Source organism: Streptococcus mitis (genome assembly GCF_902159415.1).
GTDB lineage: Bacteria > Bacillota > Bacilli > Lactobacillales > Streptococcaceae > Streptococcus > Streptococcus mitis_BG.
Window position 1 is genome coordinate 696,093 of sequence record NZ_CABGJU010000001.1, and the last position, 21,527, is coordinate 717,619.

Annotated in this window: 13 protein-coding genes; all 13 read right to left on the reverse strand. The window is 37.7% G+C overall.

Translation table 11 applies throughout. The annotated features are described in order from the left end of the window. Nucleotides 1–47: 47 nt before the first annotated feature. The 13 genes from FN031_RS03775 to carB all read right to left on the reverse strand — a co-directional run bounded on the left by FN031_RS03775 (nucleotide 48) and on the right by carB (nucleotide 21,281). The gene (locus FN031_RS03775) at nucleotides 48–668 is read right to left on the reverse strand and encodes a TIGR01906 family membrane protein (protein ID WP_142557714.1); all 621 of its coding nucleotides are present in this window, start codon (nucleotides 666–668) and stop codon (nucleotides 48–50) included. Continuing rightward, complete coding sequence (locus FN031_RS03780; RefSeq protein WP_142557716.1) at nucleotides 658–1,431, reverse strand: TIGR01457 family HAD-type hydrolase; 774 nt, start codon at nucleotides 1,429–1,431, stop codon at nucleotides 658–660. Before FN031_RS03780 ends, FN031_RS03775 begins: the two co-directional genes overlap by 11 nt. Before the next feature lie 10 nt (nucleotides 1,432–1,441). Beyond that, the gene (locus tag FN031_RS03785) at nucleotides 1,442–2,179 is read right to left on the reverse strand and encodes an acyl-[acyl-carrier-protein] thioesterase (RefSeq protein ID WP_142557717.1); all 738 of its coding nucleotides are present in this window, start codon (nucleotides 2,177–2,179) and stop codon (nucleotides 1,442–1,444) included. Between the two features lie 4 nt (nucleotides 2,180–2,183). Further along, complete coding sequence (gene hemW, locus FN031_RS03790; protein ID WP_142557719.1) at nucleotides 2,184–3,314, reverse strand: radical SAM family heme chaperone HemW; 1,131 nt, start codon at nucleotides 3,312–3,314, stop codon at nucleotides 2,184–2,186. Between the two features lie 85 nt (nucleotides 3,315–3,399). Continuing rightward, nucleotides 3,400–3,795 carry a YtxH domain-containing protein gene (locus FN031_RS03795; protein WP_142557722.1) on the reverse strand — a complete coding sequence of 132 codons (396 nt, stop codon included), beginning with the start codon at nucleotides 3,793–3,795 and terminating at the stop codon, nucleotides 3,400–3,402. A gap of 15 nt (nucleotides 3,796–3,810) precedes the next feature. After that, entirely contained in the window at nucleotides 3,811–4,194 is a 384-nt protein-coding gene (locus FN031_RS03800; protein WP_142557724.1) for a DUF948 domain-containing protein, read from the reverse strand. 1 nt (nucleotide 4,195) lies between these two features. Next, nucleotides 4,196–4,984: a prolipoprotein diacylglyceryl transferase gene (gene lgt, locus FN031_RS03805; RefSeq protein WP_142557726.1), complete on the reverse strand. Its 789-nt coding sequence runs from the start codon at nucleotides 4,982–4,984 to the stop codon at nucleotides 4,196–4,198. After that, a complete protein-coding gene (gene hprK / locus FN031_RS03810) occupies nucleotides 4,977–5,912 on the reverse strand; it encodes an HPr(Ser) kinase/phosphatase (protein WP_142557728.1) in 936 nt (311 codons plus the stop codon). Before hprK ends, lgt begins: the two co-directional genes overlap by 8 nt. 131 nt (nucleotides 5,913–6,043) lie before the next feature. Then, nucleotides 6,044–6,220, reverse strand: a complete 177-nt coding sequence (gene rpsU / locus FN031_RS03815; protein ID WP_000048054.1) for a 30S ribosomal protein S21 — start codon at nucleotides 6,218–6,220, stop codon at nucleotides 6,044–6,046. A gap of 229 nt (nucleotides 6,221–6,449) precedes the next feature. Then, nucleotides 6,450–9,818, reverse strand: coding sequence for a Spy0128 family protein (locus tag FN031_RS03820; protein WP_260604690.1), 3,369 nt, complete (start codon nucleotides 9,816–9,818; stop codon nucleotides 6,450–6,452). A 280-nt stretch (nucleotides 9,819–10,098) separates the two neighbouring features. Beyond that, nucleotides 10,099–10,806 carry a glucosamine-6-phosphate deaminase gene (locus FN031_RS03825; RefSeq protein ID WP_142557731.1) on the reverse strand — a complete coding sequence of 236 codons (708 nt, stop codon included), beginning with the start codon at nucleotides 10,804–10,806 and terminating at the stop codon, nucleotides 10,099–10,101. Between the two features lie 213 nt (nucleotides 10,807–11,019). After that, nucleotides 11,020–17,715 (reverse strand): Spy0128 family protein, encoded by a 6,696-nt coding sequence (locus FN031_RS03830; protein WP_142557733.1) that lies wholly within the window; start codon nucleotides 17,713–17,715, stop codon nucleotides 11,020–11,022. 389 nt (nucleotides 17,716–18,104) lie between these two features. After that, nucleotides 18,105–21,281 carry a carbamoyl-phosphate synthase large subunit gene (carB, locus tag FN031_RS03835; protein ID WP_142557735.1) on the reverse strand — a complete coding sequence of 1,059 codons (3,177 nt, stop codon included), beginning with the start codon at nucleotides 21,279–21,281 and terminating at the stop codon, nucleotides 18,105–18,107. Between the last annotated feature and the right edge of the window lie 246 nt (nucleotides 21,282–21,527).

The window sequence follows — 21,527 nt, forward strand, 5'->3', positions numbered from 1 at the left end:
TACATTTTAAAATGAAACCTTCATTGATCACAAACTTATATATTAATTTATAACTTTCTCCTACTTTTAAAGTAAAAAAGTCCAAATAAAATTTCATAAGTAACAAAAAAGAGTAGAAAACAGTGCAAGAAAAAATTCTCTGGTAAAATTAGAATAACTGGATCCTTAGCTGGATCAAATAGCCAGGTATCGTCTCCAATAAAAAGAAATTGATGGAATAGGGTAAAAAAGCGTTCAAAACCTATGAAGACTCCAAATAAACCAAGTCCCACCGGAAGTCCAACCATAAATACTAAGGTTTTTCGATAAAGAGACAGAAATCCTTTTCTAACAACCTGATTCCAGAAAATGTAGAAAAAGGGTAATGTAACAAGAGCTACTCCTTGGGTTAGATGAAAGAGACCTTTAACAACCGCAAAATGATGTAAACCTGATTCAGACGAAGGGAAATCTGGCATTTCCAATACTGGATTGAAAGGATTGGTTAAATAATCCATTAGGATATGAAAATTATACTGAATAATGTCTGATTTCAGATGAACTCGATTTGTTAGATTTAGCCAAGAAATCTCAAAAGAGTATAAAATCCAAGCAAGATAAATAGTTACTAAAATAGCAAGTGACAATAGAAAAAGAAGGCTTGCTCCAAAAGTTAGTTTAGTTCTCATCGAAATTCCACTCCGCAAGACTTGAAAGCACATGGGTTGGGGCGATTGGTAGATTTGGCACTTCTTCAGGTTTTGTAAAACCAGTCGTTACTAACAAAGTTGGAATTCCATTATCAATACCAGCTCGAATATCTGTCAGATAATTATCTCCTACCATGAGCAAGTCTTCACGTGCAAGTCCTAAATGCTCAACTGCTTTTTCCATAATAATAGCATTTGGTTTACCAATATAAACAGGATTAACTCGAGTCGCGGCTTCTAACAAAGTAATGATTGAACCAGCGCCTGGTAATAGTCCTCGCTCGGTTGGTATGTTTAAATCAGGGTTGGTCCCAATAAAGTGTGCACCTTTTTGAATGGCAAGTGTTGCAGTAGCTAGCTTTTCGTAGTCTACTTGCCAGTCCAAACCTACAACCACATAGGCAGGATTTTCTTTGTCTTCGAGATAGCCTGCTGCTTGAATAGCTTCTTTTAAACCCTCTTCACCGATTACATAAACACTCTTTTCAAGTCCTAGGTCATTCATATAATCAATTGTTGCAAGTGTTGCAGTATAAATGGTTGACACAGGAGTATCAATATCAAACTGCTTGGCCAACATTTCCTGAACACTTTCAGGTGTGCGAGTTGTATTGTTAGTTACAAAAAGGTAGGGAATACCATGCTTTTGCAAATCATGAACAAAAGCTTCTCCTTCAGGGATGCGGTCTTTACCCTTGTAAATCGTTCCGTCTAAATCGATTAAATAACCTTTATAAGTCATACATTTCTTTCTAATCTTTGTTAATTTTTTGCCAAGTTATCTTTGCCTGAGCATTGATATCGCCATCACTTGTGACTTGGTGATTGCTTTCTAGTTGATTCAATTCGTAACTAGAAGTAATCATACCACCTGGTCGAACTTCCTTAACATATTTGAGGTTGATTTTTTTAGGGATATGGTTGGTCAGAAAATCTGCTCCCATGACCTCAAAGACCCAATCTAGGTATTTGCTGTTATTGACATGTCCATTCATATCCAAGTCGTAAAAACGAACATGATAGTCCTTGCTAATCGCTTCTTCCAACTCAGTGTATTTTGGTCCACGGATCAGTTTCTTAGAAAAGTCAGATTGATAAGGTGCGACAATTTCAGGTTCTACAGGATGAACCTTCCGACTATCACGATCCATAAGGACAAAGGTAGCTACCATGCGAATGATTTCTTGACCATCTTCATCATAAATAGTAAATCGGCGGTAGCAAAATAGACGATTGTAGGTCAAGGCCTCTGTTTCGATGGTAATTTCCTCAGCAAAACGAGGAAGTCTAATCACATCGATATCATAATCAGTGATAATCCAAACTAGATTATACTGTTCTAAAACATCCTTGTCACTCACTCCTAGATTAATGGATTGCATTCCTGATACTTGTAGGGATAACAAGATAACATCTGGTAGCTTGATATGACCGTTCATGTCAGCCATATCAAAAGGGATTTTAGTTTTCATTTGATAAGTTAAGCCCATAATATTACTCCAATATAAATCTTTCTGCTACTGTATCTCCTAAAAAGAGACCTTTTTTTGTCATTCGTATTTGCTGACCTTCTATTTGTAAAAGATCTTGATGACACAAATCTCTTACAACTTGACCATATATATTCTCAAAAGATGTACCAAATTTTTCTTCGAATCTTGCTTTTGAAACTCCTGTCTTCTTGCGAAGTCCAAGAAACATCTCTTCTTCCATTTGTTCCCTTAGACTCAGATGTTCTTCATGGATGCGAGCATTTCCCTCTTCTACTGCCTTCAAATAATGGCGGATAGGCCCATGATTTTTATAGCGAACACCATTGACGTAACCCGAAGCACCAGCACCGATACCATAATACTCGGCATTATCCCAATACATGAGATTATGACGACTTTCAAAACCTGGTTTTGAAAAATTTGAAATTTCGTAATGCTCAAAACCAGCAAGCTCTAATGCAGCAATGATATATTCAAACATTTCAGCTTCTACTTCTTCTTTAGGAAGAGGTAATTTCCCCCGACGCATACGATTCATAAAGACCGTATGGTTTTCCAAAATCAAGCTATAGAGACTCATGTGGGGAATGTCCAAAGCGATGGCCTTGGCAACATTATCCTTGACTTGTTCCATGGTTTGACCGGGAAGAGCGTAAATCAGGTCAATGGAAATATTATCAAACCCTGCTAACTTTAGACGATCAATGTTTTCGTAGATATCCTTCTCCAAGTGACTTCGACCAATTTTTTTCAGCATTTTGTCATCAAAGGTTTGGACACCCAATGAAACACGGTTGACTGCTGAATTTTTCAAAACTGCAATCTTATCCTCATCCAAATCACCAGGATTAGCCTCAATGGTTAATTCTTCTAAGACTGACAAATCTAGGTTTTTAGTCAATCCATCCAGAAGCACCTCTAACTGTGGCGCAGACAAGGCTGTAGGAGTTCCTCCTCCAATATAAAGAGTTCGCAATTTCTGAATGTCATAAGAATGAAATTCTTGCAGTAGATGTTCTAGATAGCTATCTACTGGTTGATTTTTAATAAAGACCTTAGAAAAGTCACAATAATAACAGATTTGTGTGCAAAATGGAATGTGCACGTAAGCTGATGTTGGTTTCTTCTGCATAGTATTTATTATACCACAAAGACTTGCCTCAAGAAAAAAATCACCATCTCCGACTCTAAGGGAATCAAAAATGGTGATTTCTATTTTAATCTTCTTCGATTTCGATGATGATTTCTTGACCGTCTTCTGGGTCTTCAACAACTACTTTTTCTTCCAATTGTTCCTTGAGACTATTCAAGGTCTCTTTTGAAGCTTCAGTCGCTTGTTGAGCTAAAGATTTAGATTTTTCAAGAACTGAATCAAAGGTAATTTCGCCTGATTCTACTTGTTCTTTTGTCTTTAGAACAAAATCTCTGGTTTGTTCTTTAACTTCTGTCAATTTTTCAAGAGCTTGTTCCTTAGCATATTCTGGATCTTCTCTTAAATCGTCAATAAAATCTTGCGCTTGGCTTTTAACTTGTTTACCTTTGTCACTTGTTAAGAACAAGGCAACTGCAACACCAGAAACGGTTCCTAAAAGGATTGATGATAATTTTCCCATGAGCTTACTCCTTTATTATTTTTTGAAAAACTTACTTGCGACACGAATAGCTGATAGGCCAGCACTAGTCTTTAACGTTTTTGAACCCGCAGATGATGCTTTTTTACTTAAGACACGTGCCTGTTGATTTAAATCCGATACAGATACTGATAAATCAGCTACTGCAGTAAAAAGTGGATCAATGGTTGCAACTTTGATATTGATATCATCAGCAAGAACATTGACCTTGGCAAGAAGTTCGTTTGTGTGATGTAGAGTAACATTTACATCTGAAGTTAGCGTTTTAACAGTATTTTCAGTTTCATCGATTACACGTCCAACCTTTTGAAGCGTAATAATCAAATAAACTATAAAGACAATCAAGGCGATAGCCACAATAATATAAGCAACTTCTAACATTTTAATTCTCCTTTTTTACATTATAAAATGGTGCTTTTTTCCGGTTTTGATACATAATAATATAAATTCCAAGACCAATTAAGAAGACAGATAACAACTGAGATACTCGAATTCCTAAGAACATCAGACTGTCTGTACGCATACCTTCAATAATCATACGGCCAAATCCATACCAAATCAGATAAAAAGCTGTGATATGACCACGACGACTACCATTTAATCGGCGTCTAAAAATAACAATTAAACTAAAACCAATAAGGTTCCAAATAGATTCGTACAGGAAGGTTGGTTGTCGATATGAGCCATCAATATACATTTGATTTTTAATGAAACTAGGCAAGTAGTCAAGACTCTCTACAACTGCGCCATAAGCTTCTTGGTTAAAGAAATTTCCCCAACGTCCAAGACTCTGGGCAATCAAGACACTTGGTGCTGCAATATCTAGGAAGTCCCAGGTATTAATCAGCTTGCGATCCGCAAAGATATATAGAACAATAGCACCTGTAATTAAACCACCATAAATAGCAAGACCACCATTCCATATAGCAAAGATTTCTCCAATATGTTGACTATAATAGTCAAACTTAAAGATGACATAGTAGAGTCTTGCACCAATAATGGACAGAGGAAAGGCTATTAGTATAAAGTCAATAATATCATCAGATAAAATTTTCTTTTTAGGTGCTTCTCTCATTGCAAGAAGAACTGCTAGCATTAATCCAGATACAATGCAGATAGCATACCAGCGAACAGCAAAGGGGCCAATTTGAAAAGCTATTGGATCAATCATTTCGCACCTCATTCTGAGCAATCAGATTGGTTAAACGTTCTTCGAATAAACGAACTGCATCAAAGCCCATTTCCTTAGCGCGATAGTTCATAGCAGCTGCTTCTATTACTACTGAGATATTACGTCCTGTTTTAACAGGAATGCGAATACGTGGAACAGTCACACCAGAAACTTCTAGTTCTTCAGGGTTATTGCCCAATCTGTCAAATTCCTTGTCTGTACCGTAATTTTCAAGGTAAACTGCAAGCTGAACTTGTGAAGAATCTTTAACTGCACTAGCGCCATAAAGACTCATAACATCGATAATACCAACTCCTCGGATTTCCAACAAATGTTTTAAGACTTCAGCTGGCTCACCCCAAAGTGTCATTTCATCCTTAGCATAGATATCAACACGGTCATCGGCAACTAGTCGATGGCCTCTCTTAACTAACTCTAAACCAGTTTCACTTTTACCGATACCGCTATCTCCTTGGATGAGTACTCCCATACCATAGATATCCATTAAGACACCATGTACACTAGTTCTCTCAGCCAATCTAGAATCCAGATAACTAGATAGTTGTCCTGACAGACGGCTGGTTGAAGTACGACTCGTCAAAATTGCCACTCCACATTCTCTAGCAGCCTTTAACATTTCTTCAGGGACTACCAAACCACGAGCAACGACGACAGCAGGTGTTTCTGATAGAAACATCTTCTTCAAAACTTGATAACGGTTTTTGGAGGGCATTGTGACCAGATAGGACCACTCCTTCATCCCCAAAAGTTGAATTCGTTCTGGAGTATAGTAATCAAAATAGCCTGTCATTTCAAGACCAGGTCTTGTAATGTCCGCAGTGATGATTTCTTTTTCAAGCAATTCACCTTCACCGTAAACAATGTCTAGTCTGAGCTTTTCAATTACTTCTCTTACTAAAACCGACATAATTTCCTCCTTAAATCGAGTTCTCCCTACTATTATATCAAATTGTCGTCAGAAGTTTCTGATTTTAACTGTATTTAAGCCATTTATTTGAAAAAGAAAAAAGACTAGATAAGTCTAGCCTTTCATTTCAATTAGAATTTTTTACGTTTACGAGCTGCTTCTGATTTACGTTTACGTTTTACAGAAGGTTTTTCATAGAATTCACGTTTGCGTGTTTCTTGAAGAGTACCAGCTTTAGTAACCGCACGTTTGAAACGACGAAGTGCATCGTCAAGAGATTCATTCTTACGTACTACTGTTTTAGACATTTTTTTCACTCCCTTCAAGTTCAAGATCTATTCTATTTTACATGGATAAGAACTATTTGTCAAGACTAAAATTCTTTATTCCATGAATTTTCACTATTAATTTCAAACTTGATATTATCACTTTTTTATAAAAAATAATTAATTAAGTTGGGAGATTTATATACACTCATTAAATTGAAAAGAGAGCCTTTCGGCTCTCTTTAAGATTGTGTAGATTTTCTAAAAATGATTATTTAGAAAATTTACGTTTCATAACTACAGTACCTGACAAGATTACCACACCTGCCAATACAAGTACTAGGCTTGTAGCCTCACCAGTAAATGGAAGAGTTGGTCCTTCTTCTGTTGTTGTAGAACGACCTGGTTCTGGAGTCGTAGTTGAACGACTTGGTTCTGGTGTTGTAGTAGGACGACCTGGTTCTTCAGCAGTTGTAGTAGTTGTATCTTCTGAAGGAGCTTCAGTTGTAGTGGTTGTAGTGGTTGTATTATCACTGCTACCTCCACCTCTACCATGTGGGTTATGATTTTCTGTAGTGGTTGTAGTTGTTGTAGTGGTTGTAGTTGTAGTTGGGGCTACAGTTGTTGACTCTGTTGTCGTTGTTGTTGTTGGAGCTTCAGTTGTTGTTGGAGCCTCAGTTGTTGTTGGAGCTTCAGTTGTTGTTGGAGCCTCAGTTGTTGTTGGAGCTTCAGTTGTTGTTGGAGCTTCAGTTGTTGTTGGAGCTTCAGTTGTTGTTGGAGCCTCAGTTGTTGTTGGAGCTTCAGTTGTTGTTGGAGCTTCAGTTGTTGTTGGAGCTTCAGTTGTTGTTGGAGCTTCAGTTGTTGTTGGAGCTTCAGTTGTTGTTGGAGCTTCAGTTGTTGTTGGAGCCTCAGTTGTTGTTGGAGCTTCAGTTGTTGTTGGAGCTTCAGTTGTTGTTGGAGCTTCAGTTGTTGTTGGGGCCTCAGTTGTTGTTGTTGGGGCCTCAGTTGTTGTTGTTGGAGCCTCAGTTGTTGTTGTTGGGGCCTCAGTTGTTGTTGTTGGGGCCTCAGTTGTTGTTGGGGCCTCAGTTGTTGTTGGGGCCTCAGTTGTTGTTGGGGCCTCAGTTGTTGTTGGAGCCTCAGTTGTTGTTGGAGCCTCAGTTGTTGTAGTGTAAGTGTTTGTGAACTTACGATCAGTGTCTGGTTCTGTTACAGTTGCAACAAGTTTACCTTCACCGTTGTCTACTACTGAGACATGGATTGTGTAGCTTTCTGTTGAGTATTCAATACCTTCTTCTGATCCAGCTTTTTCTTTCAACACGTATTCGTGCTCGCCTACTTCAGTGTATGAAAGTTTGAAGGCTACTTCGTTTGTTGCAACTTCAACACCCTCAACTTCTTTACCGTTTGATGATGTTGCGATGACGTTTCCGCCTTCGCTCAATTCAAACTCAAATTGTTCTTTAGCAAGTTCTTTACCAACTAATTCTTTAGTTGCTTTGATAACAGCTTCTGCTGGAGTTGCTTTATATGTGTTTGTAAACTTACGAGCTTCGTCTGCTTCTGTAACAGTAGCTACGAGTTTACCTTCACCGTTATCTACAACTTTAACATGAACTGTGTAGCTTTCTTTAGAGTATGTAACTCCTTCTGCTGTACCAGCTTTTTCTGTAATTGTATATTCGTGGTCTCCAGCTTCAGTGTAGAGAACTGAGAAGACTACTTCATTTGTTGATGCTTCAACACCATTGACTGTCTTACCATTTGAAGACGTTGCAATGACTTGACCACCTTCGCTCAATTCAAATTCAAATTGTTCGTTAGCAAGTTTTTTACCAACCAATTCTTTAGTTGCTTTGAATGTAGCACGAGCTGGTGATGGCTCATATGTGTTTGTTAAAGTTGGAGCTTGAGTTGTAACCTCAGCTTTAAGTGTTCCACCTTCAGCTTTAACAACGACTGTAACTTCGTATGAGTTTTCATCAAATGTGATACCTGGAACTTTTGTTTCAGTATTTTCTTTGATGACATAGTTGTAGGTACCAGGACCTTTAGCTTTCAAACCTTCAAATGTGATGCTTCCATCTGCTTTGTTTGTTGTTGAAGCAATTGGAGTAGTCAAGTTATTTGCATTGTACAAATCAAACTTGAACTCACCATCTTTCAAGGCTACTGAACGATTTCCAGCAATTACTTTCTTAGCAGTGATTGAGAAATCTGCTGCGATTGGTTCGTCTTGAAGGTTAATCTTAGAACCTTCAGCTCCAAGAGTCACCTTGTATTCTTTTTCATCAAGAGTATATCCAGCAGGAGCTGTTTTCTCTTTGATGATGAATGTCTTACCGACATATTTTTGATCAAACTCATCAGAAATTGCCACACCTTTTTCATTTGTAGTCAATTCTGTAGAGATAGTTCCATCTTCTGACTTAACTGTATAAACAGCGCCTGCAACTGGAACCAATGTGAAGGCATTTGTCTTGTTGATCTTAATCTTGAAGGCTGTAGAAGCTTCAATTTGTCCTTTTACAAGAGATACACGTTCAGATTTGAAATCAAGATTTGTACGATTACTGCGGAAAGGAAGTGCAGTTCCATCTGCTGTAGTCAACTGGATAACGTTTTGAACTTTTCTTCCATCACCTGGTGTTGTTGTGTGGTACTCAACCCAATACGATTTAGATCCATCTGCAAAGATGATTTTGAACTGAGTATAGTTCTCATTCCAAGCTACAGTATAGTCTGTACCTTCTACCATCTTCTTAGCATCAGAAGGAACTTGAGAAGTACCATCGTTCAATGTAGCAGAAGAATAAACTACCAATGACTCTGGGATATACTGGATAGGAGCAAACTCAGATGTGTTTGGAAGGAAGTCATTCAATACTAGGTTCTTACCATAGTCTTGTCTTCCTGTATTGACACGAATTCTCCATGGAGAGTATATATCTCCTTTACCTACTGATCCGATTGCCGCTAACTTTTCTGAAGTCCATTCTTTACTTACAACATCGTTACCGACCTTAGCAAAGTTTTCGAAACCTTCTTGCACGCTGTCAACTGTCTTAGATGTAAAGGTATGTGTGATGGTCTTACCAACACCTTTATTTTCAAAGGTAATCGGTGTTGCTGTTTGGTCACTCTTAAATAGGAAAGTAATTGCATAATTACCTTTCACACCCTTGACGATGTCCCCGCCTGTTTTAGCTTGGAACTCATCAAGGTTTTTCAAAGTAACACGCGCCTTACCACCCTGGTTATCACCATTAGCAGTAACAACTACTGTACCGATATTTACTTTTGTTTCCTTATCGTACAATTCAGTAGTTCCGTTATAGACGGTTACTGGTGTAGGAATATCTACATCAAAGTAATCCCCATTGGCCAATTTACCATCATATTTCTTGAGGTCAAATTGGACAAAGAACTGATTTGTACGATTGGTAATAATCTGATAAGTACCATCAGCATTCGGTTCCAATTTGGAATCCGACATGTTAAGGACACTTATATCAGTTACTACACCCGTTAATTCTTTCCCATCTGCATAAGCGACATTGGTCGATAAGAACAATGCGCTCAAGAAGGTCAGAACTGATACAAAAAATATTAAAAACGGCTTTTTCTTAAACTTTTTCACCATTAAATATTTCCTTCTTTCCCTATTTTTTTAAATATATTGAATTATTAAATAACTCACCATCATAGTACTATAATTTAATCTAAAAGTCAATGAAATCGAGGCTCAAAAACCTTAATTTTAACTAATTTCAAATATATTTATTTTATTTCTTAACGATTATAAATTTTTAAATCATAATATACGTATTTCTTATAATTTTATTTGTTTATATACAAAAATTTTCATAAAGTTACAAAAAACCATTCAAAAAATTTTCGAATGGTTTTCATTTATACGAGCACTATTTTTTCAATAAGCTAAGTGCTTCAGCATCTGCGATAATAATAACATCATCATGGTTCTGAAGGCTACTTGCTGGAAGGATTTCAGTAACTGGTCCTTCGACAGTTCCAGCGATAGCTTCTGCTTTTGACTGACCGTAGGCAAAGAGAAGAATAGACTTGGCATCCAAGATGTTTTTGATTCCCATTGAAATAGCTTGGGTAGGTACATCTTCGATCTTATCAAAGAATCGAGCATTTGCTTCAATTGTAGACTGATCTAAATCAACCAAGTGTGTCTGGCTATCAAACGGTGTACCTGGTTCATTAAATCCAATATGCCCATTACGGCCAATTCCTAATATCTGCAAATCTACAGGATGGTCTGCAAGAATTTGATTGTAACGATCCACCTCTTCTTCTGCATGGTCTTTATCACCACGAGGTAAGAAACTTTCTTTAAATGGTTTTTTGTTGAAAAGATTTTCTTGCATGAAGTAACGGTAAGACTGAGGATTATCTCCATCAAGTCCTACATATTCATCTAAGTTCACACTCGTTAGGCTTGAAAAATCAAGGTCACTCTCAACGATTTGTTGATAAAACTCGAGAGGGCTGCTTCCTGTCGCAAGACCCAGTGTTTTAGCACCATTTTCTAATTTTTCTTTCAAAATATCAAAGGCAACTTTCCCACCTTCAATTGGATTATCCACTTGAATAACTTTCATAATCAATTCCTCCGTTTTTCTTTCTTTCATTATATGGTATAGACCAATTTTTGTCAAGTGAAAACGGTTTATTTTTTTAAGAATAGATTATATTTACTTGAATCCATAATGAAATAGAAAGAATGCTGAATCAAAAAAGAGAGAGAGCAATTAAGCCCTCTCCATTTTCTTGAATAAGAATCAGAAACTTAACCAATCTTAAAAGGTATTCGTTTAAACTTCATCTTCTTTACGCTTGGTAACCAACCCAAGACCAAATAGTCCAAGAACTGCACCAATAGCCGCAACAACTGTAGTTGATTCTTCACCAGTATTTGGTAATTCACCTTCCTTAGGTGTTTCTGGGGTTGGTGGGGTCACCGGTGGGGTTACCGGTGGAGTTGGTGGGGTCACCGGTGGGGTCACCGGTGGGGTTACCGGCGGGGTCGGCGGCGTTACCGGCGGGGTCGGCGGCGTTACCGGTGGGGTCGGTGGGGTTACCTTGTTATTAAACTCGGTATCTTCTGGCATTTGTGTTGTTAGGGTCAACACTTTTCCATCCTTAGTTACTGTAACATTTACAGTAGCAACCATACCATCGTATTCCATACCAGTCTCAGTACCTTTTACTTCTTCTACGTGATAGAGGTGTGTACCCTCTTCACCACGTTTGAATTCAAGGGCGGAGAACTTGATTTTACCTTCAGCATCATTGCTTACAGTTTCAATCACTTTTCCATCTTTATCTTTCAGTACAAAAGTAAATTCACCATCCTTCAATTCACGGCCTTCTAATTTCTTAGTGAAACTGAACTCAACTTTAACCGGAATATTAACAACACGTTTTTCAGTTGGTTTCTCTGGTTTTTCAACTGTTTTCTTAGTTGGATCGTATTGGTGTACGATTTGTGAAGCTGTATTTTCAATATCTACACCTTCTTTGGCAACCTCTTTGATACGAGCTGGAATATCAAACTTGTAGTAACGTCCAAATGCTAGCTTAGCAGTGTCAATTACTTGAGTAGCTTCCTTATCACCAAGTGACTTCGTTAAATCAGCTTTAGATGTAGCAGTGATAACACCATTTACGATTGCAATATCAAACTTAGCTGTCACATCTTCTCCTGTTACAGAGTCGTATGCTTTAATATCAGCTACATTAACATCTAAGTTTTCACTGTCATATTTATCCGTTACACCTACAGATTGAATATGATGAGCTGTAGTGAATTTAGTTGTATCTAACCATACTTGGTAAACGACCTTATCACCCTTCTTAAGTGTCTTCGTATTGATATTTTGAGCTTCGTTATTATCAGCTTGATCAACATAAGGATTTATATTCGTATCAGCAACCTTATCTGTCAATTCTTTATCATCATCCAGAAGTTTGTTACCAGTGATATCGAATTTCTCTTCATTAAGAATGTATTTCTCTGGGTTAAACTCTGGCGTTGATGGAGGTGTCACACGGTTGTTGAACTCTTTATCCTCAGCATCTGTTACTGTCTTAACAAGTGCTTTAGCAGTTCCATCGTGCTTCACTTCAACAGTTACTTCAGCTTTCATAGTATCGTAAGTAACCGTAGAGTCAGATCCTTTGACTTCCTCAATTGTGTACTTGTAAGTTCCTTCTTGACCTTTTTTGTACTCAATAGCTGAGAATTTAACGTTGCCAGAAGCATCATTCTTAACTGTTTCAACAAGATTTCCATCTTTATCTGTCAATGTAAAGCTGAATTCATTAGCTTTCAACTCACGGCCTTCAAGCTTCTTAGTGAAGTTAAATTCTACAGAAATCGGAACACTATTAACACGTTTTTCAGTTGGTTTTTCTGGTTTCTCAACAGTCTTGCTTACTGGGTTGTAGTAGTTCACTACTTGAGCTGCAGTATTTTCGATATCTGTGCCAGCAGCTACATCTTCCTTAACTGTTGTTGGGATATCAAATTTGTAGTAACGTCCAAATTCAAATTTAGTTGTGTCAATAATTTGAGTATTTTCTGCATCACCTAATGACTTCGTATTACCAGCTTTGAGTGTTGCCGTAATAACTCCATTATTAACCGCAATATCAAATTTATCTGTTACTTCAGCTCCTGTTACAGAATCATATGCTTTGATATCGGCTTCATTCAGAGTTAATTTGCCTTCGTCATAGTTATCAGAAATTCCAACTGTTTGAATATTGTCTCTGTTATTAGCATCAAATTGAGTTGTATCTAACCATACTTGGTAAACCAATTTAGAACCACGTTTAACAGTCTTAGTATTTAAGTTTTCTGCTTCATTGTTGTTATCTTTATCAACATATGGATCAGTATTTGTTTCTGTATACTTGTTTGTTAATTCTTTATCGTCATCAAGCAGTTTGTCACCAGTAATATCGTATTTCTCTGTAGCGACAACATATTTTTCTGGCTGGAACTTAGGCTCTTCAGGTGGTGTTACAGTGTTGTTGAACTCTTTGTCAGCAGGATTAGTCACAGTTGCAATTAGAGCTTTAGCTGTACCATCATGTGATACTGTCACGGTCACTTCTGCTTTCATAGTATCATATGTTACAGTAGCGTCTGTTCCTACAACTTCCTCAACAGTGTAGTTATATACACCTTCTTCACCCTTCTTGTATTCTAGGGCTGAGAATTTAACATTTCCAGTTGCGTCGTTCTTAACTGTTTCAACTTCATTACCTTTTGAATCTTTCAGAACAAAGCTAAATTCGTTGGCTTGCAGTTCACGACCTTCTAGTTTCTTAGTGAAATTAAATTCTACTGAAATTGGTACACTGTTCACACGTTTTTCAGTTGGTTTAGATGGTTTTTCAACTTTCTTGGAAACTGAGTTATAGTAGTTAACTACTTGTGTAGCAGTATTTTCAATATCTACTCCACCATCAACATCATTTTTGACTACTGCTGGGATATCGAACTTATAGTAACGTCCAAATTCAAATTTAGCTGTATCGATAATTTGAGTATTTTCAGCATCACCAAGTGACTTAGTATTGCCAGCTTTAAGCGTCGCTGTCATTACTCCATTTTCAACTGTAATATCAAATTTATTTGTTACATCATCACCTGATACTGAATCGTAGGCTTTTATCTTAGTACCATCAACATCAACCTTAGTTTCATCAAAATCATCTGTAATTCCAACTGACTGTACCTTTTCCTTGTTATCAGTTGTGAATTTTGTAGTATCCAACCAAACTTGGTAGACTAGTTTATCACCACGTTTAACAGTCTTGGTATTGATATTTTCAGCTTCGTTGTTAGTAATTTGATCAACATATGGGTTGGTATTCGTATCTTTATACTTATCTTCCAACTCTTTATCGTCATCCAACAATTTGTTGTCTGTAATAGAGTATTTCTCAGTATTCAAGACGTACTTCTCTGGTTGGAACTTAGGTTCAGTTGGTGGTGTAACTGTATTATTGAATTCTTTATCAGCTGGTTCAGTTACATTTGCGATTAAAGCTTTTGCAGTACCATCATGTGAAACAGTAACTTTAACTTCAGCCTTCATCGTATCGTAAGTAATAGTTGCATCTGCTCCTGCTACTTCTTCAACAGTGTATTTATGTTCACCAACTTGGCTCTTTTCAAATTTAAGAGCTTTGAATTTTACTTTACCATCTGCATCGTTCTTGACAGTTTCAACTTCTTTCCCTTTTGAATCTTTCAGAACAAAGCTAAATTCGTTGGCTTGCAGTTCACGTCCTTCTAGTTTCTTAGTGAAGTTAAATTCTACTTCGATAGGAACACTGTTCACACGTTTTTGAGTAGGTTTTTCTGGTTTCTCAACTGTTTTACTTACTAGATTATAAACGTGAACGATTTGGTTGGCAGTGTTTTCGATATCAGCTCCTGCAGCAACATTTTCTTTGACTGTAGCTGGGATATCAAACTTGTAGTATCTTCCAAATTCAAATTCAGTTGTATTAATGACATTATCAGCATTGACAAATTTCTTCTTAGATGTCGCACTAATAGTACCATTTTCAACTGTAATATCAAATTTATCAGTTACATCAACACCAGTTTTACCATCGTAAGCTTTAATTGAAGAAGACTCAACTGTAAGTTTGTCAGCATCATATTTATCTGAAACACCTACATATTGGACATTGTTTTTATCAGTAAATTTAGTTGTATCCAACCAAACTTGATAAACAAGTTTTGAACCACGTTCAACAGTCTTGGTATTAATATTTTCTACTTCATTGTATTTAGCAGTATCAGCATATGGATTAGCATTTGTCTCACCATATTCGTCTGTTAGTTCATTATCATTATCTAGCAATTTCTCACCAGTGAGATCATATTTTTCTTTGCTGAGGACAAATTTTTCAGGTTGGAATTCTGGTGTTTCTGGAGGAGTTATTTTATTGTTAAACTCTTTATCTTCCGTTCCATCTGTTGATTCTCCATTTTCATTCACACCACCTGCTGAGCTGACATTTGTTACAGTTGTTAGGGTATGTCCATTTTTTGCAACTTCCACAGTAAGCGTTGCTTTCATGGTGTCATAAGTCATTCCTAATTCTTTAGCAGCTGGGATAACCTCTTCTACTGTATAAGTATGTCTACCAACTTTTGTATTATCAAATGATAGTTCAGAGAAGGTAACAGTACCGTCTTCTTTATTTTTAACAGTTTCAACTTCTTCACCTGCTGCATTCTTCAGAACAAAGCTAAATTCCCCTTCCTTAAGTTGACGGCCTGCGAGTTTCTTCGTGAAATCAAACTTAGTAACTACTGGTGAAACTACATAGTTGTTAAAGATTTTGTCATTAGCGTCTGCACTAAATCCACCTTCAGAACTATACTTAACGGTAGCTTCAAGATCACCCACTGCATTTTTTTCAGTTACCGTAACTGTCATTGTAACTGTCATCGCATCGTAATCAACGTTCGTATCAGAACCTTTTAACTCTGTAATCTTATATTTATAGGTACCAGGATTACTAAATGACAATTCACTAAATGTAGCCTTACCATTTTTGTTTGTGACTGTTTCTTCATGTTTATCAGGAGTACTCTTTTCCTCTGTTAACTTGAATCTAAACTCTCCATCTGTTAATACACGTCCATCAAGTTCCTTCTCGAATTCAGGTGTAACTTTAGCTGGTTCGCGTTTCACATAGTAGTAAATCGGTTGTTTATAAGGTGTTAAAGAGTTCAATAAGTCAACGTTTGTACCAATACCATAATTTGCTCTTTCCAACTGTGCATTTGGAGAAAGGTGACCGATTTTGTCTCCTAAGAATGGTACGAATACCGTTTTATATGGTACATATCCACCAGCTTTTTGGAAGTCAAATGGAATTTCTTTACCGTTTGGATAGTTTACACCTTTACTATCTGTGAAAGGAATAGTATAAAGTGGAGACTTCTTAACTACCAAATCTTCGGTATTTGCTTTTCCCGGTTTAATCGGTTTGGTTTCTGCTAGTAACATGTAGCCATCTGTTTCCAAGGTACCATCAGAACGTTTGCTTTGTTGTTTTGGATCAAGTAGGTACACACGAACAACTACTGAACCATCTTCTCCAACAATTTCTTTAATACGTTTAATTCCTGCACGTTCAGCATCCATGAACTTAGTACCAACTTTATAAGGACGACTTACATAGCCAGTTGTAGTATCTGGATCTGCTGCTTGATAGAGTTTATAACCGTCAAATTGGCGCTCACCTGAAGCTGTAAAATGTTGGCCTTCCATAGCTTTAGTCGTATATTTAGCTAAATCTACTTCATTACCATTTTCTTTGTAATCTTGAACAGTTTTATCTGTTTTGTTAGCGTTGAATGTTGGGTTACTTCTATCAACTACTTTATAGTAGGTTGTTTTTTCAACAAAGCTAGGGATTTTACTGTTTGTATCTGTAATGGTACGTCCATTATAAGCTGGTTCTACAGTATTAATAATATCTGTTGAAGTACGAGCCTTATAAACTGCATCGAATAATTTTTGTTCCTCTGTAGTCAGTTGGTGCCCACTTGCTACAAGAGCCTTGATATTAGCTCCAACTTCAAAACCATATTGAAGGAAGGGTTGAGCTGTTTCAGCCTTACTAGTAGCTTTACCTTTATTATAATCAACCTGATAAGTGAGTTCTCCATTAGAGGCTGTCTTAGTAGTCGTAAAGCTTTGAATACCACTTGAAGCAGAAATAGTTCTTGTTTCAACTACGTTACCAGTATTCTTATCAATTAATTCGACAGTTGTTTCAGTAGAATCATCAAATCTCTTGTATGAACGAGAGTAGTAATTTGTATTGTAACGTTTATTAAACTCAGTTAGTTCGACAATACTGTATGTATAATAATCTCCTTCTTTTCTTTCATAGCCGGCTGGCACTGTTTGGGAATTAACAGTTGCCCCATTTGGGTCTGACATTTCTGGTGTAGCTTTTTCCCCATCTTTTAGATAATTTTCAGTTGCAATCGGTGTATAGTTATGGTCTTCTGCTGCACGACGACTACGTACTTTTGGTTTATTACCTTCAGAAACAGCTGGTTTGACTTCTTCCTTTGTTTCAGAAGGTTTGATAGTTTCTATAGCAGGTTTTTCTGATATTATAGCTTCAGTAGTTTCTAGCTTTACTTCTTCTTTCACTTCTGGAGCAGCTTGAGTTTCTACTACATTAGTAGTTCCCGTCGGTTGAGCTTTAGCGACTTCTTCCTTTGCTTCAACTACTACTTCAGTAGTTTCCACATCCTTATTTGATGATTCCACACTAGAATCACGCGTATTTACCAACTCTGTTTTCGCTTCGGTAACGGGCTGTGCTGGAAGCTCAGAAGCCAATGCTGTACCCCCATTAGCCATCATGAAGCTAAGAGTTGTTCCTAAAAAGACTGATGCAACACCAACCTTATATTTACGCAAAGAGAAGCGTTGTTGTTCTTTTCTTATCATCTTGATAAGTTCTCCTTTTTTATATTCTTACTATTCGTCAGAAATAATTTGATATTTTAATTTTTTTGGTTTTAAAATACAAATTTCTTCTAACTTCTTTAGCGTCTTCATCTTATCATAAGAATTTAAATAGTTCAAAGAATTATGTGTTATTGAAAACGTTTACTTTTTTCTTTTCTATTAATTTTTATTTTTATAATATCTTTTTATATGGTTTTAAGTATAAACTATTAATTTTAATGGATTTATTTTTCGTTAAAAAAACAAATTATATTATATTTGTGTTTCTAATTTATATTTGTAATCCTTTTTTTACTTGAGAATGTGATTTTCATAACTAAATTTATATTGTTGAAATAAAAAGGTTCTCAAAAGAGAACCTTTTTCCATTAAATAGCTTCTGTGACGAAACTTCTGCTTTCTAGTACTTTTAACATCGCATCTGCTGTGTCTAGAGCTGTAAAGAGAGGAACCCCATGTTCAATTGCTGAACGTCTGATTTGTTCACCATCTTCATCAGCTGTCCGTTTGGTACCAACTGTGTTGATGATAGCTTGAATTTTTCCTTTGCGGACGTAGCTTGGGATATCGTGTTCATCATCACCAATCTTTCCAACGAGTTGAGCTTTTAATCCATGACTTGCAAAGAAGTCTGCTGTTCCCTCAGTTGCAAGGATTCCGTATCCAATATTTTGGAAGCGACGAGCTAAATCTAGTGCTTCTTCTTTTGCATCATCTGCGATAGTGAAGACAACATTACCAAAGGTTGGCAAGTGAAGATAAGAAGCTTCAAAGGCCTTGTAGAGAGCTTTTTCAAGAGTAGTATCAGAACCCATGACTTCCCCTGTTGACTTCATTTCAGGGCCAAGAAGGCTGTCTACCTTAGCTAGCTTGGTAAAGGAGAAGACTGGTGCCTTGATATGAACGTGACTGCTTTCTGGGTAAAGTCCATCTTGATAACCAAGCTCTTCGAGACTTTGACCAAGAATTAACTTAGTCGCTACCTGAGCCATTGGGATATTGGTTACTTTTGAAAGGAATGGAACAGTACGACTGGCACGAGGGTTTACTTCAATAACGTAGACTTTCTCATCCTTGATAACAAACTGAATATTCATCATCCCAAGACAGTTGAGGCCAATTGCAAGACGTTTGGTGTAGTCTGCAATCGTTTCTTGTACTTTTTGCGACAAGGTTTGAGGAGGATAAACCGCCATGGAGTCACCTGAGTGGACACCAGCGCGTTCGATATGTTCCATGATACCAGGGATGAGGACATTTTGTCCGTCTGAAATGGCATCGACTTCACACTCTTGTCCGATGATATAAGAGTCAACAAGAACAGGATGGTCTGGACTTGCCTTGACAGCAGTTCGCATGTAAGAACGAAGATCATCTTCATTCTCAACGATTTCCATAGCACGTCCACCCAAGACATATGAAGGGCGAACGAGAACTGGGAAACCAATTTTACGTGCGGCAAGTACTGCTTCTTCTTCATTGGTTGCTGTTTGTCCAGGAGGTTGTGGAATATCCAAGTCTTTGAGGGCTTGTTCGAAGAGGTCACGGTCTTCCGCACGGTCCAAGTCCGCAACTTGAGTACCAAGGATAGTCACCCCAGCTTTTGCTAAGGGTTCCGCAAGGTTGATAGCTGTTTGACCACCAAATTGAACGATAACACCTTTTGGTTGCTCTAAGTCGATAACATTCATCACATCTTCGAACGTTAATGGTTCAAAGTAAAGTTTATCTGATACAGAGAAGTCTGTTGAAACTGTCTCTGGGTTTGAGTTCATAATGATGGCTTCGTAGCCAGCAGCCTGAATTGCCTTAACAGAGTGAACTGTTGCGTAGTCAAACTCTACCCCTTGACCGATACGGATTGGACCAGAACCTAGGACAAGTACAGATTCCTTATCAGACTTGATAGACTCATTTTCCCATCCATATGTTGAGTAGAAGTACGGAGTTTCTGATTCAAATTCTGCGGCACAAGTATCTACCATCTTGTAAACTGGGACAATCTTGTTTTCTAAACGAAGTTGGCGAACTTGATCAGCTGTAGTTTCCCAAAGTTCTGCGATTTTACGATCTGAGAAACCATTGAGTTTTGCTGTTTTTAGGACATCGACATCCTGAGGATGTGCGCCCAATTCTTGTTCAATTTCAAAGATATGCAAGAGTTTATCAAGGTAGAAAATATCAATCTTAGTCAAGTCAGCAATCTCTTCTGGTGTATAACCACGACGAATAGCTTCTGATACGTAGAAGAGACGGTCATCTTGAGCCTTGACAACTTTTTCAATCAAGGCATCATCTGAAACATCTGCAAGCTCAGGCATTTCATTATGATGGACACCAATTTCTAAAGAGCGACAAGCTTTAAGGAGAGATTCCTCGATGTTCCGACCGATGGCCATAACTTCTCCAGTTGCCTTCATCTGCGTACCAAGACGACGTTCCCCCTTTTCAAACTTGTCAAATGGGAAACGTGGAATCTTAGCCACCACATAGTCAAGGGCTGGTTCAAACATAGCATAGGTTGAACCTGTAACTGGATTAATAACCTCATCCAAGGTCAACCCTACAGCAATCTTAGCCGCCAATTTGGCGATTGGATAACCTGTTGCCTTAGAGGCAAGAGCTGAAGAACGAGATACACGAGGATTTACTTCGATGACATAGTACTTAAAACTGTGTGGATCAAGCGCAAGCTGAACGTTACATCCGCCTTCAATCTTGAGAGCGCGGATAATGCTCAAACTAGCATCACGAAGCATTTGGTTTTCATAGTCGGACATGGTTTGCGCAGGGGCAAATACGATAGAGTCCCCTGTGTGAATTCCGACAGGGTCAAAGTTTTCCATGTTACAAACAACAAGGGCATTATCAGCTGAGTCACGCATGACTTCGTACTCGATTTCCTTGAAACCAGCAATGGAACGTTCAATCAAACACTGGGTAACAGGTGACAACTTCAAACCATTTTCAGCAATTTCTCGTAATTCTGCTTCGTTGGCACACATACCACCACCAGTACCACCTAGAGTAAAGGCTGGGCGGACAATAACTGGGTAGCCAATAGTGACTGCAAAGGCAACTGCTTCTTCTACTGTGTTGACAATTTCTGATTCTGGAATTGGTTGCTTGAGTTCTTCCATCAATTGTTTAAAGAGATCGCGGTCCTCCGCTTGGTCGATGGCAGATAATTTTGTCCCAAGAAGTTCTACTCCAAGTTCATCCAAGATGCCATTCTTAGACAATTCCATGGCCATATTAAGACCTGTTTGACCTCCAAGAGTTGGAAGCAAGGCATCTGGAAGTTCCTTACGGAGAATACGAGTCACAAACTCAAGTGTAATTGGTTCGATATAGACCTTGTCTGCAATCTCTTTATCCGTCATGATGGTTGCAGGGTTTGAGTTTACCAAGACAACCTCATAACCTTCTTCTTTCAAAGACAAGCAGGCCTGGGTTCCAGCATAGTCAAACTCAGCAGCCTGACCAATAATAATCGGACCAGAACCAATCACCATAATTTTTTGAATATCAGTACGTTTAGGCATTTATAAGATATTAAGGGCGTCAAGCGGACAAAGCTAAAATAGGAGTTATGACGAAGAACTGTTAGTTCTAGGAATAACTATCTTTTTAGCACCGTCCGTAGCCCGTATTCAGTTCAGCAAATACGAACTACCCTTCTCCTTTCTATTTGTCGCCTCACAGAGCGACATTAAATAAGATACAAAGGACGATAAGAAAGCGACTGAATTTTAGGAAACCAAGGAAGGTTTTTCTATCCTTGTTGGTTT